This is a genomic window from Streptomyces sp. CG 926, from assembly GCF_003148825.1.
GTDB lineage: Bacteria > Actinomycetota > Actinomycetes > Streptomycetales > Streptomycetaceae > Streptomyces.
Genome location: NZ_QGGZ01000010.1, coordinates 52,951 through 79,317, shown reverse-complemented (window position 1 = coordinate 79,317; position 26,367 = coordinate 52,951). Strand labels below are relative to the sequence as shown.

Sequence of the window (26,367 nt, the reverse complement as noted above, 5' to 3'; positions counted from 1 at the left end):
GCGCGGACGGTGTCCACTATCCAGGCCCGACAGGAGCGGCCACTGTCCACTCCTGTCCGCACCTGTCCACCCGGACCGAGCCTGTCCACCGACGCTAACGCGGGTCGTGCAACTCCTGCTGCCACAGGGCCTCACAGAGCAGGTCCAGTCCTTGGCGCAGGTGGCGACGGTAGGTCCCGTACGGCAGACCCAGGCGGCGGGCTGCAGCCTCCTGGGTGGGCGCACCGGAGAAGTAGCCGGCCGTCAGGGCCTCGCGGGCGCGCACCCCGCGCGGGTCGAGCCCGAGGTCGTCGACGGCCCCGCGCAACAGTGCACGCAACTCCCCGACAGGACTGTCGAAGTCGGCGGCGAGACGGGAACGCATCAGCGCACACGCGGCGAAGGCGTCCGCGTCCCGCCAGTGGGCCAGCGCCTCGCGTACGGCCTGGTCGAACGCACTACGCGAGACCGGCGACGGCCCGGAGGGGGCGGCGGGGGCCTCGGTGGCCGAGATGAAGTGCATCAGCCAGGTCTCCACCGGCAGTCGACGCCAGTCGACGGCGAACAGCCCGTACGTGTAGGCGCCGACCCGCGGCCGCGCCCGCGTGTCCACCAACGTGCCCTTGACGCGCTCGGCCCACGTCTCGGCGTCCTGGAAGACGGCGAACCCGTACGCCCGCCCCCGGGCGCGGGCCGCCTCCGCCTGGGCCCGGGAACTGCTCAGGTCGATGACCCGCGAGGGCACCTGGTACTGCTCGGGGTAGACCGAGAAGCGGCTGATGCCGATGTGCTCGCCGGGGCTCACCGGGTCGGTCTCCTCGGTGTACCGCCAGGCCGCCGCCACCACGGGATCGGTGGCCAGGTCCTGGGCATCGGGCGGGGACGGCAGGACCAGTCGCGCCGTGAACGCCACGATCCGGCCCGTGTTCACGAGCCGGTAGACGCTGAACGCCTGCGGCTGACGCCCCGCCCAGTAACGGACCAGGTCCGCCGAGGCGGCCCCTTCCGTCTCGGTGGCCATGCGCAGGATGACATCGATGTCGTCCGGGTGCAGCGGACGGTCGTGGACCTCGTCCTCGCGGGACCAGGAACGCAGCCGGGCCAGGGTCGCGCCCTCCCGGAACAGGTAGAAGAGATCGTCGGTGACGGTCCATACCCGTTCCTCGGGCGCCTCGCGCAGGATGCGCAGGTATTCGTCCGCCAGGCGTTGGCGCATCGCCTCGAAGGCGTTGGGCGCCCGCCAGCGCAGGTCGGCGGCCAGCGTCTCGCGTGCCGCGTCGTGCGGATGCAGTCCTCGCAGAGTGGACTCCATGAAGGGCAGGTCGCGCAGCCAGGAGAAGAGCGGATGGACGTCCTCCCCGGGGAGCACCGCGGCCAGCAGCTCCTCGGACGTCGAGTGGGCCTGCGCCGCCACCTCCAGGGCGCGGCGGTGGGCCGCCGTGGGCACCTCCCCGATCAGCCCCGCCAGTAGGGTGCGCAGCACGTCCGCCGTCGGCGCCCAGATCTCCTCCCGGCCGCAGCCCTCGGACCCGGCCGCGGCGGCCAGCGACAGCGCGAGCGGGTTGCCCCCGGCGAAGCGCAGCACCCGGTCCCGCAGTTCGGGCCGGATCTCCGCGGCCACCAGCAGGCTCCGGGCCTGCTCCGCGGAGAACGGCTCCAGCTCGCTCACGTGCAGGAGCCGGGACCAGGCCGGATCGGCGGCCCACTGCGGCTGCGGAGCCCGCCGGCCCCCCAGGACGACCAGGGTGTCGTCCGCGGCGCGCGGCAGGAAGTGGTGCCACAGCCAGCTCTCCAGCCACTGGCAGTGCTCGAACGAGTCCACGAACAGGACCGTGCCCGGCACGTCCAGGAACGGTCCGGCGGCGTGCTCGAAATCGGCCGGGTCCCGGCTGACGAACCGGCCGTCGAGTTCGACGAGCAGCCGGCCGGCGGCCCGGGCATGGTCCGCCAGCCGCCGCAGCAGCGTCGACTTGCCGATGCCGCCCGGCCCGTACACGTAGAACGCGAACGGCGCCTGCGGATCACCCGCCAACGCCTCGCCGAATCGCCCGAGTTCCTCGTCCCGGCCGACGAACGCGCGTACACGCGCTCTGCTCAGTCTTTCCCCCACGGACACCATGGCGGCTCCATCCCTTTGTTGCAGCGGTTCCAGTTGTTCCAGCAGTGGACAGCGGTCGCGGGGCCCGGCCCTCTCGCGAACTCCCCGGGCCCGCGCGAAGCGGCGCCTCGCCCAGGCCCGTCGACCTCACTGGACGAGACCGATGTTCCCGTCAGCGGCGTCACCGGTGATCAGGAGGGTGGTCTCCTCGACGCGCCGGAAGCGGCCGTCGCAGGACAGCTCGGCGAAGAGGTAGACCTCGGTACGGGAGGTGTGCCCGTCCTCGTGGACGAGGGTGACGGTGTGGCGGTCGGCGTAGCGCGTTCCGTCACGGAGCTCGTCGTGGACCTCGATGTGTCCGCTGCGGATCATGGAACGAAGGCGTGTCATGTGCTGGGTGAAGGAGGCGCGGTCACTCCACACGCCGTTGGTGCGCTGGCGGTAGTCGGGGGTGAAGTGCCGATCGATGGCTTCGGTGAGGTCGAGGCCGGGGGTGAACAGCAGATCGTCGATGGCTCGGGTGATGTCGGTCGATGTCATGGTGTCTTCGCCTGGGGGTGGGGGGTGTACGGGGACGGTGGGGCGTACGCCGGTCGCGTACGGTGTCGCGTCAGCGGACGGGGGTGAAGTCCAGCGACAGCGCGACCGGGCCCCGGGTGTAGAGGCCGGCCTCCTGATAGCGGAAGCCCGGGCTGTAACGGACCTGGTCGAGCAGGGGTAGGAGCATCGCGGCGACGGTTTCGAGCTCGGCGCGCGCGAAGGCGACGCCGACGCACTGGTGGAGGCCGGTACCGAAGGCCAGGTGCTGGGCGGCAGCGGTGAAGGAGCGGGCGGTGCCCAGGTCCGGGCGGTGGATGTCGAAGGTGTCCGGGGCGCTGAAGGCGTCGGGGTCGCGGTTGGCCGCGCCGATCATGCAGAAGACGGTGGCACCCGCCGGGACGGTGGTGCCGGCGAGCACGGTGTCCTCCTTCGCCTGGCGGGGAATGAGTTGTACCGGCGGGGTGTGGCGCAGGGTCTCGGCGATCGCGGCGCCCAGCAGATCGGGATCCCGGCGGACCTGCGCCAGCTGCTCGGGATGGTCGATGAGGTGTTTGAAGAGCAGGGCGAGGGTCTTGTCCGCGGGTTCGGTGGAGGCCACCAGAACGTTGATGATCAGCGCGGTGACATCGCGATCGCTCATGGCGATGCCGTCGAACTCGGCGGTGCACAGCTGGGATATCAGGTCGTCGCCCGGGTTGCGGCGCCGCTGTTCGATCACCGGGAGGAGGTAGGCCTCCAACTGCTCGGCGTGCTCGACGCAGTGGCGGCGACGCTCGGGGGTGAGGTTCAGGCCGGTGATGAACTCGGCCACTCCGCCGTGCCAGACGGCCACCTGGCGCCAGTCCTCGCGTTCCAGGCCCAGGACGTCGAGCGTGGCGTGGATGGCGAACGGCTTGCCGAAGTCGTTGACCAGGTCCACCCGGCCCAGAGGGAGGAACGGGGCCATGAGCGCTTCGGCACGGGCGCGGATGACAGGTATCCGGTCCTGGAGAGCCGAGCCGGTGAAGGCCCGGACGACGATTCTTCGTTTGGCGGTGTGCTCGGCCCCGGTCATCTGGGCGAGGACCGGCCCGCGCATCACCGGCTCGGCGCGCACCTGCAGCATCTCGGTGGTGAACAGCTCGTGGTCGGTCAGCACCCGTTTCACGTCCGCGTGGCGGGAGACGAAATAGCTGTCGATCTCCGGCTCGTAATGCACCGGAGCCCGTTCCCGCAGTGCTGCGAAGTAGCGGTCGGGGGCAGCGGCGAAGTCCTCGGACAGGACGCTGAAATCGGTATCGACCACGGGCATGGGGAGACCTCTCGAACTGCGCGACGCACGGAGGGACGCGAGCGGAGGTCGGCACGAGCCGCCGCCCCGGTCCTGGCCGAAGGGGGTTCCGGCCGTGGACGGCCGCCTGCCCCCTTCGCGTGCGGGAGGAACGACGCGAGAGAAGGAACAGGTGGGTGATCCGGCCTGCAAGACGTGCGAACGGCGTGCGGGGTTGCGCCGGTTGGCAGGAGTTCGCCCCCGGCCATTGGGTGGAAACCGACGCAAGCGCCGCAGCTCAGGGCACCCGGTCGGCGGCCTGATGGGCCGTGGCCGCACACGGGCCGGGGTCGGCCGCCCCGATGAGGGCGGAGCCGGCGGACCGAGCCGCGCCACCACCGACGAACCGGGTACCGGGCCGCGCTACCACCAACGAACCGGGTACCGGGCCGCCCCCCGGCGCACCCGGGACGCCACGAAACCGGCGACCACGAGGACCACGCTGGCCGCGAGCAGCAGAGGGACGAACCGTGCGGGTGCCGGGGTCTGCAGCACGACGACGACCGCGGTCGCGCAGGCGGGGGAGTGCGGGGTCCGGGCCAGCGTGGTCGCGGCGAACGTCAACCCCCCGGCCAGCGCCGCGCTCCAGGGGTTGCTCTGCGACAGCGCGAGGACCGCGTACCCCGCGCCCGCGCCCAGGAGATGGGCGACGACGACACTCCTGGGTTGGGCCATGGGGAGGGTGGGAGCGCTGTGCAGGACTCCGGCGGTGGCGGCGAGGGACGGTATGAGCACCGGTTCGCCGATCACCGCCCCGATGGCCGCGAGCACCAGCAGGACGGTGGTGACCGCGCCGACGCCGTGCAGGGCCGCTGCCGCCCCGTGCCAGGCGGTTCGGCGCCCGCGCCCCGTCGGGAGCGGTACGTCGTCGTGAGGCGCCTCGGGGCCGGGCACGCGTCGGCGGGACAGCAGGGAGTCAGCTTTCACGAGGGCGGCTCCTGGCACGGCGGCGGTACGGGGGGCGGGCGCGACGGGAGGGCTCGCGCACCGCCGGCCACCCTGCACCGCCGATCTGTCACCTGCCTACAACCCCTGCGTATCGGCCACGGCGCGCAAGCCGGATCCGCTGCCGTCGGGGAGTCGAGCGGCGTCCGGCAGGCGCGTGCCCTTGGATGGGGCGGTACGCGGACGGACCGACCACCAGCTCCCGGAGACCCGTATGAGGAAGATCAAGGCGCAGCTGTTCATCTCGCTCGACGGGGTCGTCGAGGCGCCCGACCAGTGGCACTTCCCCTACTTCGACAAGGACATGGGGGCGGCCGTCGACGCGACCCTCGGCAGGGCGGACACCCTGCTGCTCGGGCGCCGGACCTACGACAGCTTCGCGGGCGCCTGGCCGGAGCGGGAGGCGGCCGGCGGGGAGGACGCCCCGTTCGCCCGGGTCCTCGGTGACGCCCGCAAGATCGTGCTGTCGAACAGCCCGCTCGACTTCACCTGGCGGAACTCCGAACAGCTCGTCGGCGACCTCCCCACAGCGGTGGCCGCGCTCAAGAACGAGCCGGGCGCCCACACCCCCGTCTGGATCAGCGGCTCGGTATCCGTCGTACGCCAACTGATCGCCGCCGGCCTCCTGGACGAACTGAACCTCCTGCTGCACCCGATCGCCGTACGCAACGGCATGCGCCTGTTCGAGGAGGACGCGCCGGCCGTCCCGCTGGAGCTGCTGTCCGCCGAGACCTTCCGGACCGGTGTGCTGAACCTGTCCTACGCCGTGGCCACCGCGCCCGGCGAGGGGACGTACGAGGACGCCAAGACCCACCTGCCCCAGCACTAGGAAGCGACGGAATCGGCTGGTCGGGGCATGACGAAGACCTCGCGCGGTGTCGGGTCCGGTCGGTGGCGATCCGGCCGCTCCTTCGTGGTCGCGGCGGTGGCGGGCTGCGCGGTCGGCCTGGTCGGCGGCGGTTTCCGCTGGTGCCTGCTGCGCGCGGACACGCTGCGCGTGTCGCTGCTGGAGGCGGCCGACGGGCTGGGTGCGGCGGGCCGGCTCATCCCGGTCGTCCTCACCGCGGTGGGCGCGGCGGTGGCCTGCGCGATCGCGCAACGGGTCCCGCACGCCGCGGGCAGCGGGATCCAGCACGTGGAAGCCGTATGGCGGCAGGAGGCCGAGGCCCGTATCGCCTGGCTACTGCCGGCGAAATTCCTGGGCGGGCTCATCGCGATCGGCTCGGGCCTGGTCCTGGGAAGGGAGGGGCCGATCGTCCACATGGGCGCCACGATCGGGTCCGCGGCCGGTCGGCGTGGCCGCCTGGACCCCGAGGACGCCCGCATGCTGCACACCGCGCTCGGCGGGGCGGGCCTGGCGGTGGCCTTCACCGCACCGCTGGGCGGGCTGTTGTTCGTCTGCGAGGAAGTGACCGGCACGGTCCGACCGCGTCTGGTGCTCCTGACGCTCGCCGGCACCGTCACGGCAGTGGTCGGCTCCCGGCTCGTCGTGGGCGACGCGCTCGTCCTTCCGCTGTCGGCCGTCACCGCCCCGCCGCTGTGGATGCTGCCGGTCTTCCTGCTGTCGGGGGTGACCGCCGGGGCGCTCGGCGCCGCGTACAGCACGCTGGTCGTACGGACCCTGCGGGTGTGCGACGGGCTGAACCGGATCCCCCTGGTCGCCCGCGCCGCGCTCATCGGCGCCGGGGTCGGCGTCCTGATGGCCTTCGATCCGCTTCTCACGGGCGGTGGTGACCAGCTGAGCGAGCGCCTGCTGGCAGGCGGCCACCTGACGGGCGGCGGCCTGACGGTGGCGGCGCTGGTGCTCTGTCTCGCCGTCCGATTCGTGGCCGGACCGCTGAGCTACGCGGCCGCGACCCCCGGCGGGCTGTTCGCTCCGCTGCTGGCCCTGGGAGCCCTCTGGGGAACGCTCACGCACGCGCTCGCCGCCCCTGTGCTGCCGGCCGGCTCCGCGAGCGCGGCCGCCTTCGCGGTCGTGGGGATGGCCGCGGTGTTCACCGGCGTCGTACGGGCGCCGCTCACCGGCGCCGTGCTGGTCGTGGAGATGACGGGAGCCGGCGCGCTCCTGCTGCCCCTGCTGACCGCCTGCTTCGCCGCGACCGTGACCGCGGACCGGCTGGGCAGCGAACCCATCTACGACGCGCTGCGCCGCCGGATGTCGGAGCGTGCCTGACCGTCGCGACTCACCCGGAGAGCTCGGCCCGCCACTGTCGAGGCCACTGCCCCGACGGCGGTGGAGCTCCCGCTATGCCGAGATCGCGCCGCGCGCTCTCGTAGAAGGCGTCACGTGCCGCGCTCGCGAGCCGATGCGCCTGGGTCCACCTCTCGCCGTCGACCGCGCCCTCCCGCACGAGGAGTTCGACGGTCCAGATCGTCTCGTGCCAGTGCCGTGCCGCCGCGATCGTCGCCGCGTCCCCGACGAGCAGGACGGACTCCCACTCCGTCGCCCGGTGGGACTCCGCGTCGGCGAGCAGGGGCAGACCCTCGGCCGGCGCCAACGGATCCGCCACGTCCGCGAACCCGAGCGAGGCCCCGATGCGCTGGGTGACCCGTAACTGCGCCTTGAGGGCATTGGCGTAACGGCCGTACGTCTCGAAGCGCTTCTCGTCCCACCGCTCCTCCCGCTGCCGCGTCCAGCGCCGACGCTCGGTCAAGGTCTGCACGGCGTAGGAGCCGAGCGAACCGACCACGACACCTATCAGAGCGGGCAGTTGATCGAGCAACGCCACAGTTCCTCCCCCGAACCGGTCCCTGGTGCCGCACGATAGCGGCGCCGCGGCAGTCAGCCCTACCCACCTACCGGACGGTTCGTTCCCGCCGGCCCGGACCGGAGTTCCGCAACGGGTCGGCGTCGACCGTAGGGTGGCCGAAACCGACCGAGGAGGACCGGCATGGCGAGCATCGTGATCGCGCAGACGACCGTGGACGACGAGACGAAGGCGTACGACATCGCGCGGGCCGCGGTGGAGGCCCGGCTGTCGGCCGGCGCGCACATCGACGCCCGGATGACCACCTTCTACTGGTGGAAGGACGCCGTGCAGCACGAGCGGGAGTACCGGATCTCGTTCAAGACCACCGCGGAGAAGGTCGCCGAGTTGCAGGCGTGGGTCCACGAGCGGCACCCGTACGAGGTGCCGCAGTGGATCGTGCTGCCGGCCGTCGGAACCACGGAGGAGTACCTGGCGTGGGCGGTGAAGGAGACCACGACCGGGTAGCCCTCGCCCCGCCCCTGCCGCCGGCGCGAAAAAATACCCGCGCACCGGCGGCAGGCTCGCACTAGGGTGGGCCGCATGAACGTCACCGGCCCCAGCACCACCGCGACCGCGCGAGCGACCAGCTCGCCGGTTGCCGCCGCCTGACCTTCCCCTCTCCCCGGCGACCGGACAACGGTCCGTCGGTTGTGCCGTGGCGTACTTGCCCCGGTCGGAGACTGAACGGTCCCGTTCTCCGGTGCCTCTCCCGCGCGATGCGAAGGAAGCACCCCTCATGAATCAGCACATCAAGCACCCCGTCGGTCGCCCCATGCGCACCGATCAGCTGGTCAGTACGTTCGTCGAGTACTTCGAAGAGCGCGAGCACCGCCGAATCGTCGGCTCCACCCTGCTGCCACCGCCGGGCGACCCCGTCCTCTTCACCACCTCCGGCATGCACCCGCTCACCCCGTACCTGGAGGGTCGCCCCCACCCGCTGGGCAGCCGGCTGGTCAACGTCCAGCGCTGTCTGCGCACCACGGACCTGGAGGAGGTCGGCGACGCCACGCATCTGACGGTCTTCGAGATGCTCGGCACCTGGTCGCTCGGCGACTACGCCGGCCCCCGCAGCCTCGACTGGGGGTACGGGCTCCTCACCGAGGGGCTGGGCATCGACCCCGGCCGCCTGCACGCCACGGTGCACGCCGGCGACGACCGGACCGGGCCCGACACCGCCTCGCTGGAACTGTGGCAGGACCGCGGTGTCCCCGTCGAACTCACCGTGGAGGACAACTGGTGGTCCAACGGGCCCGTCGGACCGTGCGGTCCCGACTCGGAGATCTTCCTGTGGAACGGAGACGGCCCGCCCGAGTCCACGCCCACCCGCGACGACCGCTGGGTGGAGGTGTGGAACCACGTGACGATGACCCACCGCCGGCTCGACGACGGATCCCTGGTGCCCCTGCCCCAGCGCAACGTGGACACCGGGCTGGGCCTGGAGCGGCTCGCCTCCCTGCTCCAGGGCAAGTCGTCCGTGTTCGAGTGCGACGTCTTCGATCCCTGGCGCAGCCTCGTACCGAATCTCTGGCCCCTGGACGAACGGTCGCTGCGCGTGGTCTGCGACCATCTCCGCTCGGCCGTCGTGGTTCTCGGCGACGGAGTGCGCCCGGCCAACACCGGCCAGGGCTACGTACTGCGACGCCTGGTGCGGCGGATGCTCACGCTGCTGTGGCGCGACGACCCCTCGCGCGGCCTTGGTGACCTGCCGATCGAACTGGTCCGGCACACCTTGGACCACTTCCGGCAGGTGATGGACCCCGGCGACGTACTCCCGATCCTGTGCGAGGAGGAGCGCCGGTTCCGCCGGCTGCTGGAGCGCGGGCGACAGGTGCTCGCCCGGCCCCGGTTCCGCGGCCCGCTGACCGAGGAGGACTTCCACTACCTCCACGACACCCACGGGCTGCCCCGCGAGCTGGTCACGAGCCTGCGGCAGGAGTGAGCACGCGGGTGCGGACCGCGTTCGCGCGGGGATGCGCCGGGGCGGTGGGCTTCGCGGGGACACCGCGCCGGATGCGGCGTACGCTCGTCGACGGGGGAGCGTACGCCGTGCACCGGCGGGACCGCGGGAGGACCGATGACCGCGCTCGGTGATGTGATCGACATCGACGAACGGACCCTGCTGGTCTCCGGGCAGGAACTGGATCTCGAACACGATCGCCCGGACGTCGCCAACGCCCTCGTACACCGGGCCGGCGACACCCTGGTGCTGGTCGACACGGGCGTCACCACGGCCTTCCGCACGGCCCTGCGGGAGGCCGCCGACCGGGTCGGGCCGTGGTCCCGGGCCCTGGTGCTGACCACGCACGGTCACCCCGACCACGTCGGCAACGACGACCTGGCCGACGAGCTGGGGGTGCCGGTCGAGCACTACGTCCCCGCCCTCGACCTCGACCAGATGCGGGACCCGGTGGCGTACTGGACGCGGACCCTCGAACGCGTCGCCGGGGCATTGCCGGCGGCCCCGCCCGCACTGGCGACCCGGTTGGTGTCGCTGTTCGAGCCCATGCGCCCCTTCGGCGCCACCACCCGTACCTACGAGCAACGAGCCCCGGAGCGGATCCGGATCGGCTCGTCACGGTTCACCGGCTGGACCTTCGCGGACGGCGCGGTACGCGTGCTCCGCAGCCAGGGCCACTGCGCGGGGCACGTCGTCGTCCACCTCCGGGACCCCGGAGTCCTCCACCTCTCCGACGAGGGCAACGGACCCTGCGGGGCCATGGCCGACGCCGACCAGCTCAAGATCCAGACCGTACTCGGCGCGGTCGCCGTCCTCTTCGAGGAGGGGCAGGCCGAACTCCTCACCGACGGCCACACCTTCGCCCTGCGCCGTGGCGCCGAGGTGGTGCCCTACCTGGACGGGCTGCTGGAACAGGCCACCGCCCTGCAGGCGGCGGCGCTCGGGCTGATCGGGGAGAGCGGACCGGTACGGCCGAGCGAGTTCGGCGCCCGTTACGGCGAGGTCGTCACCGCGCTCGGGGGCGGCGGCGCCAACCCGAACGCGATGTTCCTCGCGATGACGGTGGTCAATCAGCTCCGCGAGCTCGGGCTGCGGCCCGAGTCGGCCGACCCGGACGCGCCCTGGTCCCGGCCGCCGCTCCGCAGCCCCACGGCGCAGGCTCCGGAGCGGCGGCCCGGTCCCTAACCGGCGCTGATCGCCGTCACGTGCGTGGAGCCGTCCCGTAGGGCGGTGATGCGGACCTGCCCCGCCGGGAACGGGTCCCTCCCGTTCGGGCCGGGTATCTGCGAGAAGGACGTCCAGGAGCCGTCCGGCCTCCTGACGTCGTGCCAGACCCGTCCGTCGAGCCCGACCGCCACGACCTGGGCGGAGCCGTCCGGTGTCCCGGCGATGCCGATGGAGCTGGCCCCCATGGTGGCGGTGGTGACGCCCCGCGGTGGCCGAAAGCCCGTCCAGGAACCGTCCGGCCGGCGCAGCTGGTGGTACACCATCCCGTCGAGCCCGATCGCGAGGACCTGGGAGGACCCGTCGGGCATCCCGGTGATCGCCATGGCCGGACCGGAGAACGTCGCGGCCCCGTTGTAGCCGGCCAGGCGCCCCCAGGACGTCCACGTACCGTCCCGCCCGCGCACGCAGTGGTACATGGCACCGTCCGTGCCGTAACTGAGCAGCTGGGCCGACCCGTCGGGCATGGCGGCGATCGACACCTTCGTCGCGCCCCATCGGCTCTTCGCGGTGAGGCCGGGCAGGGCCCGGAACCCGGGCAGTCCGCCGTCGGCGCGCCGCACCTGGTGGAAGGTGGTGCCGTCCATGGCCGTGACCACGATCTGGCAGGTGCCGTCGGGGAACGCCGCGATGTCCGCCTCCCGTACGGTGAATCCGGTCGAGCCGTCCGGCCCCGCGACGCGCTGCCAGGGCTGCGGCGCGGCCGAACCCCGTACGGAGGTCAGCCACAGACCGTTGTCGGGCGCGATGCCCAGCACCACGACCGAGCCGTCCGCCATACCGGCCACGGCGCTCTGCACCCCCGTGAACGAGGCGGTGCCCGAGCCGGACCCTGCGGCGCCCGGCAGCGGACGCATGCCGCTCCACGCCCCGTCCGGCCGGCGCTCGGTGTGGAAGAGCACCCGCCGCTCCACGTCGTACGGCGGCAGTTGCGCGGAGTAGAACCAGACCGGATTGGTGATGGCCACCAGTTGGTCCAAGGTGGTCGAGGCGGGCTTGAGCCGGCGGACCTCGGCCCGGGCGAACAGGGAGGCCTTGCCCCAGCCGCGCCAGTGCAACTGCCCCTTGCCACTGCCGTCGATGGAGGTGGCGGCCATGATGCCCCACTCGGTGTAGAGCGTGGCGATGCTGTCCGGGGCACCCGTCACGTTCAAGGTCACATCGACGGCGTCGAAGAACGACAGAGGCAGTTCCTCACCGGGTCCCGCGACCGCTCCACCGGTGCGGGCGGTGAAGTCCACGCTCACGGCGGCGGATTCGACGGCGTACGACCGGCCGAGGCGCAGTGCGTCCAGGACGGCGGGCGTCGACAGGCTGGTGGCGTACACGACGTTGTGGGGGCGGCCGACGGCGTCCGCGGGACTGTGCGCGTCGCTGTTGCCGACGGCCGCGACCCGCTTGCCGAGGCAGAGCATCACGTGCCAGGCGGCGATGTTGGCCGCGTCGTCCAAGGTCCACGGTCCGTTCCACACCTCCAGGGCGTCCACCCGGTCGAGGCCGAACTCCCAGAAGGAACCCGCCGCCGGAGTGAGCGGATGGGCGGCGATCGTGAGTCCGCCCAGACTGTGCACGCGTCGGGCCTGCCCCTCGAACGCCCCCTGGTTCGCGGGGCCGTAGCGCCAGTCCACCCATTCGCCCTGCGGCAGACCGACGGCCAGCCAGTGGCCGTGGCGGGTGGTGACCTCCTCGGCGTTGACGACCAACAGGTCGGTCGGGATGTTGCCCCGCCATGTGACGCCGGTGGAGCTGGTGTTGTGGTCGGAGGTGGCGATGAAGTGCAGCCCCTCCTGGCGGGCCGCGGCGACGATCTCGTCCACCGTGCGCTGCCCGTCGGAGTGGACGCTGTGCAGGTGCAGGTCGCCCCGGTACCAGCCGGGGCCCCGCCCCGGCACGGAAGTCGGCAGGATGTCGTAGGGGGTCCGGGGGAGCGGATCTCCGTGGTGGAGGGTGACGTCGACCTGCCAGGCCATGCCGCCGGCGCTGCCGACCATCGGTCCCAGGATGACGGACCAGCCGCCGGGGTCGACGGGGCCGGGCACGTAGCCGGGGGTGGCGTCCGCGGCGGAGAGGGTGAAGCCGGTCCGAGCGCCGCCCGACCAACCGCGGAAACCGGACGGGCCGAAGGCGCCGAGGTCCAGGATGCCGGCGGCGGCGTCGTGGGTGGTGACGACGGAGATCCGGTGGACTCCGGCCGGGACGTCGAAGGGGACGTACGCCCACTGGTCGTTGCCGTAGGGGGAGTGGCCGCGGTAGGTGGTGGTCACCGTGTCGGAGCCCTGGCCCCTCGTCGCGGCGTACGTGATCGGCGCGGGAACCAGCGCGGAGGCTCCGCCCGCGGCCAGCAGGGCCCCTAAGCGGAGCAGGGACCGGCGCTCGACGTGCGAGCCGGGGGCGGAGCCGGAGCCAGGGGACGGTTCGGGCGCATCGCTCGGCAGGTGTTCACTCGGCACAGCTGTGCTCTCCGTTCACATGGGGGTGGCAGGGAAGGCGCGTGTGCTGGTGCGGGGGTGCGGGGGTGCGGGGGTGCGCGCGAGCGGCCGAGCCCGGCTGTCGGCCGAGCCCGGCTGTCGGCCGAGCCCGGCTACCGGAAACCGGCTAGCGGCTGGCGCGCTGGGCCTCGACGATCTGTCGTACGGATCCGTCGACGTCCGTACGGGCCTGGACGCGCTCGGCGAACCCGGGGAACTGCCCCGCGATGGCGCTCAGCAGCCGCAGCTCCACCGGCGCGACGTTGACCTCGCACCGGTCGCGGCGGACGGCCCGTTCGACGCCGTCCGCGACCTGCCCGGGCGTGACGGTCCTGATGCCCTTCGGCGTGGTGGCACCGGTGGCCGCGAACATCCCGGCGTCGCGGACGAATCCGGGCTGGACCAGGGACACCCCCACCCCCGTACCCCTGAGTTCTTGGCGCAGGGCGAGGGCGAAACCGCGCAGTCCGAACTTCGTCGCGTTGTACAGGGAGGTCGACTTGGTCGCCGCCTTGCCGGAAATGGAGCCGACCAGCACGATGTGCCCTCGGCCGCGGCCCACCATGTGCTCCGCGAGCAGCCGGGACAGCAGGACGGGCGCGCGCAGGTTCACGTCGAGGGCACGGTCGAGCTGGTCCTCGGTGTAGTCCAGAAGGTCGCCGCTGGCCGGCAGCGCGGCGTTCGCGACGAGGACGTCCGCCTCCGCGCAGCTCTCGGCGAGCCGGACGACATCGGAGCGCACGGCCAGATCGGCGACCACGGTACGGGCTCCACAGGCGTCGGCGGTGACCTTGAGGGCTTCCTCCCGCCGCCCGCTGACCGTGAGGCGGGCTCCCTGCGCGGTAAGGCGCGCGGCCAGGGCGGCACCGATGCCGCCGGTGGCGCCGGTGAGCAGAACGTTCGATCCGGATATGTCCACGAGCACTCCCGTGCGGCTGGCGAAGTCCCTCAACTGTTCGTTCGAACGAACAGTATGGATGGCTCCGCTCCTTGTCCACACATCGTCATCCCCCGTGCTCTCGGCCCCCATCGGAGAGTCGAGCAGGCAGATGGGGCAGAATTACGCCATGTCCCATGCTTCCGCCACCCGCCAGAGGATCATCGACGCCGTACTGCGGATCATCGGGCAGGACGGCATCGCCGCCGTCACCAACCGGCGGATCGCCAAGGAGGCCGGAGTCTCTCTCGGCTCCGTCACCTACCACTTCGCCACCCAGCACGAGCTGCTGCGCGAGAGCCTGCTGCACTTCGTGGCCGAGGAGACCCGGCACTTCACGGCGCTCGCCGACGAGTGCTCCGACGAGCACTTCGACATCGGGCAGGCGGCCGAGGTGGTGGCACAGGTGGCGGGCGGCAACGCCTTCGACAGCCGCCACATCGCGCCGTTCGAGCTCTACGTCCAAGCCGGCCGCGACGAACGGCTGCGCGCCGCCGCGGCCGAGTGCTTCGCCGCCTACGACCTGTTGGCCACCCGGATCCTGACCCAGCTCGGCGTCCCGGACCCCGAGCGCCTGGCCGGGGTGGCCGTCGCCCTCGTGTTCGGGCAGCAGCTACGCCGCCTGGCCACCGGCGCCCCGGCCGAGGACCTGGTCGACACCCTGCTGATCCTCACGAAGTTCGCCCCGACGCAGGCCTCGTAGCCGGGTCTCCGGCCCCGGTCGCCGCCGCGGCAGGTGCGGGCAGGGGAAGGCAGGGGCCGGAGCCGGGTGCGGTGTCGCGCACCGCGCGGGGACTTCAGTACGTGTACCCCACGTGCGCCAGGGCCTGCTTGAGCAGCGCTGCGTGCCCGCCCGGCATCTCGCCCTGCACGGCCGCCGAGAGCGCTTCCTGCGGGCTGAACCAGACCAGGTCCAGGGCGTCCTGACGTGGGCGGCAGTCACCGGTGACCGGGACGATGTAGGCCAGTGACACCGCGTGCTGGCGGGGGTCGTGGTAGGGGGTGACGCCCGCCGTGGGGAAGTACTCGGCGACGGTGAAGGGCTGCAGGGACGAGGGGATGCGGGGCAGGGCCACGGGCCCCAGATCCTTCTCCAGGTGGCGCAGCAGCGCGTCACGGATCCGCTCGTGGTGCATGACACGGCCGGACACCAGGGCCCGACTGATCGCCCCGTCCGTGCCGATCCGCAGGAGCAGTCCGATGGTGGTGACTTCGCCGGTGTCGTCCACGCGTACGGGGACGGCTTCGACATACAGGATCGGCATCTGGGCCCGGGCCATCTGCAGCTCGTCGTCGGTCAGCCAGCCGGGCGTGGTTTCGGTCGTGTCAGACATTCCTTGATCCTACTTTCCAGGGTGGGCTCCGGCCCAGATCACGCGTCCGCCCGACCCGGGAAGAGTGAGCCCGTGGGCCCGTCCCGGCGACCCGGACCCGCCACATTCTGCCTCGCGCGGGGGCTGACGTACCGTTTGGGCATGAGCATGCCCCCGCCCCAGCAACCCCCTGGCCCCTACGGGCCCCCGCAGCCCCCGAACCACCACGGTGGACAGCCGTACGCCGCGCAGCCCGCGCCGCCGCAGCAGCCGTACTCGGGCCAGCCGTACCCGGGGCAGCCGTACCCGCCGCAGCCGTACCCCGGTCAAGGGGCGTGGGGGCAGCCTCCGACGGGCCTGCCGCCGCGCAAGAACCGGACGGGCTTGGTGATCGGGATCGTCGTGGGATCGCTGGTGGTGCTCGGCGTGCTCGGCGCGGCCGGAGCCGCGCTGAGCGGATCAGGCTTCCCGGAGGCCCGGTACCGGCTCACCGTTCCCAAGACTTTGGTGGACGGCAAGTACCAGCTGGTCCAGGACCATTCGGACACCGAGGGCAAGAAGGCGCTGAAGGGCACCTACGACTCGAAGATCCGCGATCCGAAGCCGGTGGTCGGCCAGTACGCCTTCGAGTCCCCGAAGGCGTCGGGCGCCCTGGTCGTCTCGGGGATGTACGGCCGGTTCAAGGACCCCGCGGAGGCCCGCGAGAAGATGCTGCGCGGCGCCACGGACGCCGAGGGCTCGTCCCTGGGGGTCCCGGCGCGGGACATCACGCCCACAGGATCCGACATCACCCTGTCCTGTCAGGTGCTGACGGTGCGACAGGGCGGGGTCGAGAGCTCGCTGCCGATGTGCGCCTGGGCCGACGAGAACACCAGCGCCTCGGTCGGGATCGTCGACCAGGAGACCGCGCTGCAGAAGCCGGGGTCCGTCGACCTCGCCAAGACCGCCGAGACGACCCTCAAGGTGCGCGCCGAGATGCGGCAGCCGATCGGCTGACCCGGAGCGGCTGGCCGGGGCTGGCCGGGGCTGGCCGGGGCAGGCCGGGGCAGGCGGGCGCGGGCGGAGCGGGAGTGGCGGTGGCTCTGAACCGCTGCGGAGTTATGCCCTGAAGGTGACTTTTCGGAACCGGAAGCGGTCGGATAGCAATGATCCCGGCGCCTGGTGCGGCCTGCCGACGGTCGGCAGGGCAGCGACCGGCGCGCCGAGGAAGGAACGTCCCGTGATCCGCATACGTCACGCCGCCGCTCTGGCCGCCATGGCCGTCACCACCCTCGCCATCGCCGTGAGCCCCGCCTCGGCGGCACCCGGCGACACGCTCACCATGTGCTCCAGCACGCTCACCCCGGACGGCTGGGTGGACGCCCAGTGGTGGAACAGCGGTGGCTGCGGCTCCGGCTTCACGCCGAACACCAAGCAGATCAAGGATCTGCGGGGCTACCCGGTCGGCACCCAGGTCAACGCCTGCGCCTCCACGTGGCCGCCCGCCGGCTGGACCATCACCAACACCTACTACTCGAGTGGCTGCCGCTACTCCGCCGTCCCCAGCTTCAACCCCAACACCTGGACCCTGAAGCGCACCTCCTGACCTCACCCGGTCGAGCGGGTGGCTCGTACGGCGTGTCCCGCACCGCGGGGCCGCCCGGGGCCGGCCCCGCTGCCTACCGTGGCCCCATGAGCGCACCTTCAGCACTACCGGCGGCCGGGTACGGGATCCGGTTCGCCCGGCCCGCCGAGTCCGGGGCGGTCGCCGCGCTCCTGGCCCGTGCCTTCGCCGACGACCCGGTCATGACATGGATGTTCCCCGCTGCCGACCGGGAACGGGGGATCGCCCGCTACTTCCGGCTGGCCCAGCGGCAGCAGCGACCGCGCGCCGGCGCCGTCCGGGTCGCCGCGACCGCGGACGGGCGGTTGCTGGGGGCCGCGCTGTGGTCGGGACCCGGATGCTGGAAGCCGTCCGCGGCGGCGGAGTTGGTGGCGATGCCCCGGTACGCGTACGTCTTCGGCTTCCGTGGGCTGCCGCGGGCCGGGGAGGTGCAGAACGCCATGCACGAGGTCCATCCGCCGACGCCGCACTGGTACCTGCCGTCCGTGGGGACGGACCGGGGGCTCCAGGGGATGGGCGTCGGATCGGCGCTGCTCGGCCAGCAGCTGGCCGACTGCGACCGGCTCGGGCACCCCGTGTACCTGGAGTCCAGCAATGTCAGCAACATCCCCTTCTACGAGAAGTTGGGCTTCCGGATCACCGGAGAGATCCGGCTCCCGGAAGGCGGGCCGACCCTCTGGCCGATGTGGCGGGACCCCGAACCGGCCGACGGACGCACCTTGGGTCAGGGCGCTGCTCGCGGATCGTCCGCCCGCGGGCCGATGCCGTGATGTGATCGACGCGGCCCGTGCGCACGGATCGGGCCGTCGCCGTCCCCTGCCATCAACTGCCACGCACATCAAGGCTGTTGGTCAAACGATCACGCTTGCGTCGCGGACAAGTGTTCTGGAACCCTCCGCTTGACTCTCCTGTCACACGAGCAACGGAGGCAACCCCCGCATGCCCTCAAGCCGAATACGCCGTGCGCGGCTCACGGCCGCCACCGCTGTCGCGGCAGCGCTCGCGCTCACCGGTCTCGCGGCACCCGCGCAGGCGCAGGACCCCGCATCGGACGCACCCGGGACCTGGATCCAGGAGCCCCGTACGACCGAGGCCACCCCCGCGCCGCTCGATGCCGGCGCCTGGGCCGGTCCCGGCGGGGCGGCCTCGCCCGCCGACTTCACCCTGCAGCCCGGTGAGATGAACGCCGAGACCACTCGGCGGGTGACCCGCCTGGCCTCGGTGCTGCCCGACTCGGGCGGCGTGCAGAAGCTGTTGGTCGGGGCGAACCGCACCGTCGATCCGTGGTGTTCCCGAGACCCGTTCGGCACGGCCCCCGACCCCGACATCAAGTACTGCCTGCAGAAGGACGACTCCATCTCGCAGGAGTGGGTACCGCAGGGCATCACCGGCGTCTCCGACGCCAAGGACAACGAGTTGTGGGGCGCCGCCGGGAACATCCAGCTGTTCGCCTCGTACGACGGCTGGGACCCGGGCCGGGAGAACGATCCGAACCCGTCGGCCGGCGACTGCACCGCCGCCGAACTGGAGGCCGACGACGCCTGCAACCAGAAGGGCGTCCGGATCACCTTCGTGCAGAGCAGGACCAACCCGGCGACCGGCAGCCCCGAGGTCAAGTACCGGCACGTCCTGCTGGGTTGGACCTATGAGAACTCCGCCGACCACATCTCCTTCGACGGGCTGCACGCGGGCGAGTACCCGATCCAGAAGGGAGTCCACGCCGGCGGGATCGTCTGGTACGGCAACTACCTCTACGTCGCGGACACCCGCAACGGCCTGCGCGTCTTCGACATGCGCTCCATCCTGGACCTGGACCCGGACGGCGACCCCGGTACGCACGACGTGATGGGGACCGACACCGACGGGGTCAGGACCACCTCGAACGTGGAGGTCAAGACGAAGGTCGGGCGGCACGACAACGTCTGGTACAGCTTCGGCTACCGCTACGTCATGCCACAGGTCGCGGCATGGAAGTTCAAGGCGGCGCAGGGCAACCCCAAGGGCTCCTACGCCTGCGTCGCCACCGGCGCCCCGAAGGCGTCCTACATCTCCCTGGACCGCAGTACCGGCCCGGACCGCCTGATCATGGGCGAGTACTGTCGTCCGGAGAGCGGCCACCCCTCCACCGGCCGCATCGCCTCGTACCCGGTCGCGGCGCTGGAGGGCCGCTCAGCCGACGTCACCGCCCAAGGCTGGGCGAACTACCTGCCACTCGCGGGCGGCGGTGCCCAGGGCGCGGCGGCGTACGACGGCACGCTGTACGTGAACGAGTCCAAGGGCACGGACGAGCCCGGCAACCTGTGGCGCTACAAGTGGAGCGAGGGTCGGCTGGTCCAGGACGGGCAGGCCGTCAAAACCGCTCGGGGCGCGGAGGACCTCTACATCGAGCGCGGCACGGGGCGCCTGTGGTCCCTCTCGGAGCACCGCCCGGGGTCGGCGACGGACTGCACGGCGACCAAGGACCCGGCGGATCCGGCCGGAACCGACTACTGCCAACGCGTGCTGTACGCACACAAGCTGAGCGCCCTCGGGGGCTGAGCCGTCTCTTCCGGATCCTGCCGGCCGGGCTCGCCGGGCACGGCAGGATCCGAAGGAGGCGCCCTAACGGATGCCGGAGCGTACGCGCACCTCGCGGACCTTGGGGACCGCAGGGCTCCTGGGAGCCTCGCGGACCGCACGGGCCTCGCGGACCTCAGGGATCTCGCGGACCTCGGGGACCTCAGGTGTCTCGATCGCCGAGTTCGATGCCACCCCGGGACGGTCCTGCTCGAAGGTCCGGAGCAGGTCGGCCGCCACGCTCACCGCGATCGTGGCCGGCTCCTTGCCGGTGATCTCGGTCATCCCGATCGGCGTCTTGATCCGATCGATGGTGGCGGCGTCGTGACCGCCCTCGGTGGCCAAGCGCTTGCGGAACCGCACCCACTTGGCGGCCGAGCCGATCAGTCCGATCGAGCCGAGACCGGTGGTACGCAGGGCGGCATCGCACAGCGCGGCGTCCTCCGCGTGATCATGGGTCATGATCAGGACGTGGGCACCGGGCGGCAGCTCCGTGAGCACCTCCTCCGGCAGCAGCGGCGTGTGGTGCACATGGATCTGCGCCACCGCGTCCGACAGCACGCCGAGCCGTTCCTCGGTGAGCATGTCGGACCGGGTGTCGATCAGGTGCAGATCGATGTTGTGGCGGGCCAGGATGCGGGCCAGCTCCAGTCCGACGTGCCCGACGCCGAAGACGGCCACCGCCTGGACCACCGGCAGCGGTTCGAGGAGCAGGCTGACGGCGCCGCCGCAGCACTGCACACCGTGGGGCCCGACGACCTTGTCGTTGAGGGCGAACTCCATCAGTTCCGGCTCCGGATCGGGCTCGACGTTGAGCTGGCGGGCCCGGTCGATGGCGACGGCCTCGATGTTGCCGCCGCCGATCGAACCCCAGGTCTCGGTCTGACCCACCACGAGCTTGGCACCGGCCCCACGGGGCGCGTGGCCGCGCACGGTCGCGACGGTCACGAGCACGCCGGGCTCCCGGCGTGCTCGCAACCGCGTGACCGCGGCGATCCACGTCATGTCAGGCATTGCTCAAAGCGCTTGTGTCGGTACGGATCTCGCTGTCGCCCGGAGCGAGGCCGTCGCCGCTCCGCACGTCCGCCTTCTCGCGGACCGACTCGATCGCCCAGAACACCGCCTCCGGCGTCGCGGGGGCGGCGAGTTCCACGCTGACCCCGGCGGGCCCGAACGAAGCGGCCGCCTGACGCAGCGCCTCGCGCACGCAGAACGCCAGCATCAGCGGAGGCTCACCGACCGCCTTGGACCCGTACACCGCGCCCTCTTCGGTGGCGTTCTCCATCAGCGTGACGTTGAACTCCTCGGGCATCTCCGAGAAGCTCGGCAGCTTGTACGTACTGGCCGCCTGGGTCAGCAGCCGGCCGCGGTTCGGCCCGTCACTGGTGTCCCAGCGCATGTCCTCGAGCGTCAGCCAGCCCGCGCCCTGGACGAAGCCGCCCTCGACCTGACCGATGTCGATCATCGGGGACAGGCTGTCGCCGACGTCGTGCACGATGTCCACCCGGCGGATGCGGTACCCACCGGTGAAGCCGTCCACCTCCACCTCGGCCGCGGCGGCGCCGTAGGAGAAGTACTTGAACGGGGAGCCCCTGAAGCTCTTCGCGTCCCAGTGCAGCCCCTCGGTCCGGTAATAACCGGAGGCCGACAGCTGAACGCGCTGGAAGTACGCGGTGTGCACCAGGTCGTCCCAGGCCAGCTCCTTGTCGCTGCCCAGGGTGCGGGCGACGCCATCGACGATCCGCACGTCCGAGGCGTTCGAACCCAGCTGGCTGGCGGCCACCTGCAGCAGCCGCGTGCGCAGCTGCTCGCAGGCGTTCTTCACCGCACCACCGTTGAGGTCCGCCCCGGAACTGGCGGCAGTGGCGGAGGTGTTGGGCACCTTGTCGGTCCGCGTGGGGGCCAGCCGCACCTTGTGCAGCGGGATGCCCAGCGTGGTCGCGGCCACCTGCAGCATCTTGGTGTGCAGGCCCTGGCCCATCTCGGTGCCGCCGTGGTTGATCAGGACGGAGCCGTCCTTGTAGATCAGCACCAGCGCGCCGGCCTGGTTGAAGGCCGTGAGGTTGAACGAGATGCCGAACTTGATGCCGGTGATCGCGAGCGCCCGCTTGGTGTGCGGGTGCGCGGCGTTGAAGGCCGCGATCTCGCGCTTGCGGTCGGCGATGCCGCCGTCGTTCTCGACCTGCTGCCAGACGGCCGCGATCCGTTCCGCCTGCGGGACGGGCTGGCCGTACGGCGTCGCCTGACCGAGACCCGGCTGGTAGAAGTTGCGCTTGCGCAGCTCCATCGGGTCCAGGCCGAGCAGCGGCGCGACCCGGCCCAGGATGTCCTCGATCACCAGCATGCCCTGCGGACCGCCGAAGCCGCGGAAGGCCGTGTTTGAGACCTTGTTGGTCTTGGCGATGCGACCGGCGACGCGGGCGTTGGGGATCCAGTACGTGTTGTCGATGTGGCACAGCGCACGGGCGCACACCGGCTCGGACAGGTCCAGGCTCCAGCCGCCGTCCGCGGTCAGCGTGGCATCCAGGGCCTGGATGCGGCCGTCGGCGTCGAAACCGATCTTCCAGTCGGCGTGGAACCCGTGCCGCTTCCCGGACATCGTGAGGTCCTGGGTGCGGTTGAGCCGCACCCGGACCGGCCGGCCGGTCAGCTTGGCACCGAGCGCGGCGATGGCCGCGAAGCCGTGCGGCTGCATCTCCTTGCCGCCGAAGCCGCCGCCCATCCGCAGGCACTGCACGGTCACCTCGTGGCTGTGCAGCCCGAGGACGTGCGCGACGATCTCCTGGGTCTCCGAGGGGTGCTGGGTGCTGCTCTGGATGAACACCTGCTCGGCCTCGTCGATGTAGGCCAGCGCGGCGTGCGTCTCCAGGTAGAAGTGCTCCTGGTCGGCGAACTGGAACTCGCCGCTGAACACGTGCGTGGAGTCGGCGAAGCCGGCGTCGATGTCGCCGGTCACCATCAGGGGCCGGGCGCCGTGGAAGCTCTCGGCCGCGATCGCCTCCTTCAGGGTGATCACGGAGGGCAGTTCGTCGAGTTCCACCTCGACGGCCGCCGCACCGAGCCGGGCCGCCTCCAGGGTCTCACCGAGCACCCACGCGACGGCGTGGCCGTGGAACATGACCTCGTCGGGGAAGAGCGGCTCGTCGTGCTTCATGCCGGCGTCGTTGACACCGGGCACGTCGGCGACGGTCAGCACACGGACCACACCGGGCACGGCGAGCGCGGGCTCGGTGCGCAGCGCGGTGATCCGGCCGCGGGTCTTCATGACCTGGACGGGGTAGGCGTGCAGGGTGTCCTTGGTGCGGTACACCAGGTCATCGGTGTAGAGCGCGGTGCCGGTGACGTGCAGTACGGCACTTTCGTGCGGCATGGAGACGCCGACTACCGGCTTCTCGGGACGCTCGGACAAATGGCTCATGAAGACACCGCCTCGGTGGTTTGCGCGTGCAGCTTCAACAGGCTCTGGCCGAGCATCGCGGAACGGTAGATGGAGCTGGCACGGTGATCGCTCATCGGCGTGCCCTCACCCCGCAGCACCCGGGCCGCGGCCTCGACCGTCTCCGCCGACCACGGCTTGCCCTCCAGGGCCGCCTCGGTGGCGAGCGCACGGATCGGGGTGGCGGCCACGCCGCCCAGACCGATGCGTGCCTTGCGGACGATTCCGCCCTCGATGTCGAGCGCGAATCCGATCGCCACGCTGGAGATGTCGTCGAAGCGCCGCTTGGCGATCTTGTGGAAGGCCGTGACGGGCGACAGCGGCAGCGGGATGCGCACCGCGCGGATCAGCTCGTCGGGGCGGCGCACGCTCTGCCGGTAGCCGGTGAAGTACTCCGCCAGCGGGACCACGCGCTCACCGTCGGCGTCGGCGAGCACCAGCGACGCCTCAAGGGCGAGCAGCACCGGCGGGCTGTCGCCGATGGGGGAGCCGGTACCCAGATTGCCGCCGAGGGTGCCGCTGTTGCGGATGAGGCGGGAGGCGAACTGCGGGAACAGCTCGGCCAGCAGCGGGACGTCGCCGTCGAGGCGGCGCTCGATCTCGGTGAGCGTCACCGCCGCACCGATCTCGATGTGGTCGGACTCGACCCGCAGCTCGCGGAGCTCGGGCAGCCGGTCGATGGCGACCACGCACCCGGCCCGGCGGGAGCGGATGTTCACCTCGACGCCGTAGTCGGTGGAGCCGGCGACCACGACCGCGTCAGGCCGCTCGCGCAGCAGCTGCAGCGTCTCGGCCAGGGTGTCCTTCCGCAGGAACGTGGCGCCGTCCTGCGTGTACTCGGTGGCGACCGGCGCGGGCGGCTCCTGCTCGCGGCGCTGTGCCAGCGGGTCGTCCTCGGCGGGTTCGCCGACCGCGAAGGCGGCGTCGCGGATCGGACGGTAGCCGGTGCAGCGGCACAGGTTGCCGCTCAGCGAGTGCAGGTCGAAGCCGTTCGGACCGTGCTCGGCGTCGCCGCTGTCGCCGTTGCCGTCAGGCTCCGTGTGCGCGCAGCGGTCGGGCCGGTAGTACTCGGAGGCCATGCTGCAGATGAACCCGGGCGTGCAGTAACCGCATTGGGAACCGCCGCGGACCGCCATCTCTTCCTGGACCGGGTGCAGCGTGGGTCGCGTACCGGGTTCGCCGACCGTGGCGAGACCCTCGGAGGTGATGATCTCCTGGCCGTCCAGTGCCGCGGCCGGCACCAGACATGCGTTGACGGCCACCCAGTCGGTGGGCTTGTTCACGCCAGGACGGGCCACCAGGACCGAACAGGCGCCGCACTCACCCTCGGCGCAGCCCTCCTTTGTACCGGTGAGGCCACGCTCGCGCAGGAGATCCAGCACAGTGGTGTGGGGTGCAGCCGGGGAAAGCGGTGTCTCTTTCCCGTTGACGGTGATCCGCGCCGCTACCATGGCACATCCTCATTTCCGCGCATGGTCGAGCTGATTATGCTAGTAGCCATTTCAGGGGCTTTCTATTTCGCTGGCGCAGCCCGGAGAAGAAACCGGAGCGCGACTCGGCACGCGACGACGTGCCGCAGGCGGTGTGAGAAATCGAAAGATGCCGGGGCCGCAAAAAGGGCAAACCGGAGAAGGAGGCTGTTCAGCAGCCGTGTGCTACGAGACCCGGAGTCCAGGCGACCTGATGCGCGGGGCGGTGCAGTGCGGAGATGATCGACATCCGACTTCGCCTCCTCCATCAGTTCACGGGCCGGTCGGCTCGAAGTTACGTTGCTGCAGGTCCATCGGTCAAGCCGCCGTGCGGTCACTGTTCGGGCTCGTCGAGGGCCGAGCCGACGACGGTCGACGGGGGCGACGGCGCAAGGCCGGATTCGGCAGATCCGGAAGCCGGCCGGAATCTGACGTATCGACCGGCCGAGGCGTCGAACGGTCGGCGGCACGGGAGCCCCATACGTTCGCCGCTGTCCCATGGCGTGGCTGTGGGCCGCCCCGTTCGGCGATGGGCGAGTCGGCGCGGCGGACTGCGGACACGGGCCGGAGGCAACCGCATCCGTCCCGAGCGAACCGCCCGCCGCACGTCTTACGCCTTCACGGCGTGGCGGGTGCCCCGGGGCGCGGTGTCGGGTCCGGACGGCGACGTGGACGGGGGCCGATCGGTGTGGTGGGCGACGGCGTCGAGGTGCGGCCGGGCCGGGGGCGGATTCCCGCCACGGCCGTGGGCCGATGCGGCAGGTCCGAAATCGCCGCCGACGCGGGGCCGTCATGACGTCCGCGTCAAGGAAGTCTTGACAGGGAAGGCATGTCAAGGTTTTCTTGACGCATGTCGATCTTGAAGCTGACGGCCTCCTCCGAGGAGGGCGCCCCTCGCTCCACCAGGGCCACCACCGGGGACGCCACCAAGGCCACCACCCCGGCCACCACCTCGGCCGCCCTGCTGCCGCTCGCGGTGAGCCTGCCCGCCGTGACCGCCGTGTTCCACGACCGCTTCGGGGTCACCGCCTCGATCGCCCTGGTCGCTCTGTCCCTCGTACTCGTCGCCGCCGCGGGCGCCCTGGTGGCCCGTACCGCGGCACGGACCGATGCCGTCACGGCCCGCGCCCGCCGGGACGCGAAGGTGCTCGACGCGCTGGAACCTCTCGCCGGCGCACGGCGATGAGCGACGTACCCCTGCTCAGCTCCCAGGAGGCCGCCCGGATCCGCGAGGGCATCGCGGCAGCCGTCATCGGCGCCCCCGAGGGCCTGGCCGACGCACTCGAACACGACGCGGACGGCTATCTGCGCCTGGTGGACGCCTCGCGGGTCGGAGCCGAGGAGGCGAGCCGGCTCCTGCGTGAGGCCGTGCAGGGTGCCCGGGCCGCCGGGCACAGCTGGGAAACGGTGGGTCGCATCCTGGGCGTGAGCCGGCAGGCTGCCCAGCAGAGGTTCGCCGGGGCGCCCGCACCCGGTGCGCCGACCGGTGGTGGGCCCGGCGCCCCGGAGCGCCGCATCCTCACTCCGCTGACCGCGTTCAACGAGATGGCCGCCCTGGAGGAGGCCGGACGCGACGGATGGCACCTCGTCGGATACGGATCCTTCTTCCATGAGGTGGAGGCCTCGGCGCACCCGTGGGAGCACTGCCGTGTGACGCTCTCCGCCGGCGGTCGCCACCGGCGGATGGAGGCGGAGGGCTGGATCCCCGTCGGCGCGGGCTGGTTCCCCTGGCGCTACTACAAGCGGCCGCTCGGCCCCGTCAAGGAAGGCTGAGGACACCGAC

22 protein-coding genes and 1 pseudogene are annotated in these 26,367 nt (G+C 71.8%); 12 read left to right on the top strand and 11 right to left on the bottom strand.

What is annotated here, in order from left to right:
• Positions 1-94: 94 nt before the first annotated feature.
• The 4 genes from BCL76_RS25530 to BCL76_RS25515 form a co-directional block, all read right to left on the bottom strand.
• On the bottom strand, positions 95-2,098 hold the full coding sequence (locus BCL76_RS25530; protein ID WP_109781734.1) for an ATP-binding protein: 2,004 nt from the start codon (positions 2,096-2,098) through the stop codon (positions 95-97).
• Positions 2,099-2,224: 126 nt separating this feature from the next.
• Positions 2,225-2,617, bottom strand: coding sequence for a nuclear transport factor 2 family protein (locus BCL76_RS25525; RefSeq protein ID WP_109781733.1), 393 nt, complete (start codon positions 2,615-2,617; stop codon positions 2,225-2,227).
• 70 nt (positions 2,618-2,687) lie between these two features.
• Complete coding sequence (locus tag BCL76_RS25520) at positions 2,688-3,908, bottom strand: cytochrome P450, cyclodipeptide synthase-associated (RefSeq protein WP_109781732.1); 1,221 nt, start codon at positions 3,906-3,908, stop codon at positions 2,688-2,690.
• A gap of 381 nt (positions 3,909-4,289) precedes the next feature.
• Positions 4,290-4,853, bottom strand: a complete 564-nt coding sequence (locus tag BCL76_RS25515) for an HPP family protein (protein WP_258309898.1) — start codon at positions 4,851-4,853, stop codon at positions 4,290-4,292.
• A gap of 232 nt (positions 4,854-5,085) precedes the next feature.
• On the opposite strand from BCL76_RS25515, the gene BCL76_RS25510 reads away from it, so the two are divergent.
• On the top strand, positions 5,086-5,700 hold the full coding sequence (locus BCL76_RS25510) for a dihydrofolate reductase family protein (RefSeq protein ID WP_109781731.1): 615 nt from the start codon (positions 5,086-5,088) through the stop codon (positions 5,698-5,700).
• A gap of 27 nt (positions 5,701-5,727) precedes the next feature.
• Entirely contained in the window at positions 5,728-7,044 is a 1,317-nt protein-coding gene (locus tag BCL76_RS25505; protein WP_109781730.1) for a ClC family H(+)/Cl(-) exchange transporter, read from the top strand.
• Positions 7,045-7,054: 10 nt separating this feature from the next.
• On the opposite strand, the gene BCL76_RS25500 is transcribed toward BCL76_RS25505, so the two are convergent.
• Complete coding sequence (locus tag BCL76_RS25500) at positions 7,055-7,600, bottom strand: hypothetical protein (RefSeq protein WP_258309897.1); 546 nt, start codon at positions 7,598-7,600, stop codon at positions 7,055-7,057.
• Positions 7,601-7,762: 162 nt separating this feature from the next.
• Between BCL76_RS25500 and cutA the strand changes: the two genes are divergently transcribed.
• The 3 genes from cutA (at position 7,763) to BCL76_RS25485 (ending at position 10,763) form a co-directional block, all read left to right on the top strand.
• A complete protein-coding gene (cutA, locus tag BCL76_RS25495; protein ID WP_109781729.1) occupies positions 7,763-8,086 on the top strand; it encodes a divalent-cation tolerance protein CutA in 324 nt (107 codons plus the stop codon).
• 307 nt (positions 8,087-8,393) lie between these two features.
• Positions 8,394-9,560 (top strand): alanine--tRNA ligase-related protein, encoded by a 1,167-nt coding sequence (locus BCL76_RS25490; protein ID WP_109781985.1) that lies wholly within the window; start codon positions 8,394-8,396, stop codon positions 9,558-9,560.
• 135 nt (positions 9,561-9,695) lie between these two features.
• Positions 9,696-10,763 (top strand): MBL fold metallo-hydrolase, encoded by a 1,068-nt coding sequence (locus BCL76_RS25485; RefSeq protein WP_109781728.1) that lies wholly within the window; start codon positions 9,696-9,698, stop codon positions 10,761-10,763.
• On the opposite strand, the gene BCL76_RS25480 is transcribed toward BCL76_RS25485, so the two are convergent.
• Positions 10,760-13,252, bottom strand: a complete 2,493-nt coding sequence (locus BCL76_RS25480; protein ID WP_109781727.1) for a CehA/McbA family metallohydrolase — start codon at positions 13,250-13,252, stop codon at positions 10,760-10,762. The two genes, BCL76_RS25485 and BCL76_RS25480, sit on opposite strands and share 4 nt — an antisense overlap.
• A 145-nt stretch (positions 13,253-13,397) precedes the next feature.
• On the bottom strand, positions 13,398-14,189 hold the full coding sequence (locus BCL76_RS25475; RefSeq protein ID WP_109781984.1) for an SDR family NAD(P)-dependent oxidoreductase: 792 nt from the start codon (positions 14,187-14,189) through the stop codon (positions 13,398-13,400).
• A 148-nt stretch (positions 14,190-14,337) separates the two neighbouring features.
• Between BCL76_RS25475 and BCL76_RS25470 the strand changes: the two genes are divergently transcribed.
• Positions 14,338-14,910 carry a TetR/AcrR family transcriptional regulator gene (locus BCL76_RS25470; protein ID WP_109781726.1) on the top strand — a complete coding sequence of 191 codons (573 nt, stop codon included), beginning with the start codon at positions 14,338-14,340 and terminating at the stop codon, positions 14,908-14,910.
• A gap of 94 nt (positions 14,911-15,004) precedes the next feature.
• On the opposite strand, the gene BCL76_RS25465 is transcribed toward BCL76_RS25470, so the two are convergent.
• Positions 15,005-15,541, bottom strand: coding sequence for an NUDIX hydrolase family protein (locus tag BCL76_RS25465; RefSeq protein WP_109781725.1), 537 nt, complete (start codon positions 15,539-15,541; stop codon positions 15,005-15,007).
• Positions 15,542-15,682: 141 nt separating this feature from the next.
• Between BCL76_RS25465 and BCL76_RS25460 the strand changes: the two genes are divergently transcribed.
• The 4 genes from BCL76_RS25460 to BCL76_RS25445 all read left to right on the top strand — a co-directional run bounded on the left by BCL76_RS25460 (position 15,683) and on the right by BCL76_RS25445 (position 19,661).
• The gene (locus tag BCL76_RS25460) at positions 15,683-16,516 is read left to right on the top strand and encodes a hypothetical protein (protein ID WP_109781724.1); all 834 of its coding nucleotides are present in this window, start codon (positions 15,683-15,685) and stop codon (positions 16,514-16,516) included.
• 223 nt (positions 16,517-16,739) lie between these two features.
• Complete coding sequence (locus tag BCL76_RS25455) at positions 16,740-17,105, top strand: hypothetical protein (RefSeq protein ID WP_258309896.1); 366 nt, start codon at positions 16,740-16,742, stop codon at positions 17,103-17,105.
• Positions 17,106-17,191: 86 nt separating this feature from the next.
• Positions 17,192-17,893 (top strand): GNAT family N-acetyltransferase, encoded by a 702-nt coding sequence (locus BCL76_RS25450; protein WP_109781723.1) that lies wholly within the window; start codon positions 17,192-17,194, stop codon positions 17,891-17,893.
• Positions 17,894-18,062: 169 nt separating this feature from the next.
• The gene (locus BCL76_RS25445; protein WP_109781722.1) at positions 18,063-19,661 is read left to right on the top strand and encodes a hypothetical protein; all 1,599 of its coding nucleotides are present in this window, start codon (positions 18,063-18,065) and stop codon (positions 19,659-19,661) included.
• Positions 19,662-19,883: 222 nt separating this feature from the next.
• Here the strand turns inward: BCL76_RS25445 and xdhC are convergent.
• The 3 genes and pseudogenes from xdhC to BCL76_RS25430 all read right to left on the bottom strand — a co-directional run.
• Positions 19,884-20,684: pseudogene (xdhC, locus tag BCL76_RS25440) on the bottom strand (xanthine dehydrogenase accessory protein XdhC); the annotation flags it as partial.
• Between the two features lies 1 nt (position 20,685).
• Entirely contained in the window at positions 20,686-23,097 is a 2,412-nt protein-coding gene (xdhB, locus tag BCL76_RS25435) for a xanthine dehydrogenase molybdopterin binding subunit (RefSeq protein WP_109781721.1), read from the bottom strand.
• Positions 23,094-24,566: a xanthine dehydrogenase small subunit gene (locus BCL76_RS25430; RefSeq protein ID WP_109781720.1), complete on the bottom strand. Its 1,473-nt coding sequence runs from the start codon at positions 24,564-24,566 to the stop codon at positions 23,094-23,096. Before BCL76_RS25430 ends, xdhB begins: the two co-directional genes overlap by 4 nt.
• 868 nt (positions 24,567-25,434) lie before the next feature.
• On the opposite strand from BCL76_RS25430, the gene BCL76_RS25425 reads away from it, so the two are divergent.
• A complete protein-coding gene (locus BCL76_RS25425; RefSeq protein ID WP_109781719.1) occupies positions 25,435-25,770 on the top strand; it encodes a hypothetical protein in 336 nt (111 codons plus the stop codon).
• Positions 25,767-26,357 (top strand): hypothetical protein, encoded by a 591-nt coding sequence (locus BCL76_RS25420; RefSeq protein ID WP_109781718.1) that lies wholly within the window; start codon positions 25,767-25,769, stop codon positions 26,355-26,357. The genes BCL76_RS25425 and BCL76_RS25420 overlap by 4 nt, the downstream gene beginning before the upstream one ends.
• Positions 26,358-26,367 lie beyond the last annotated feature (10 nt).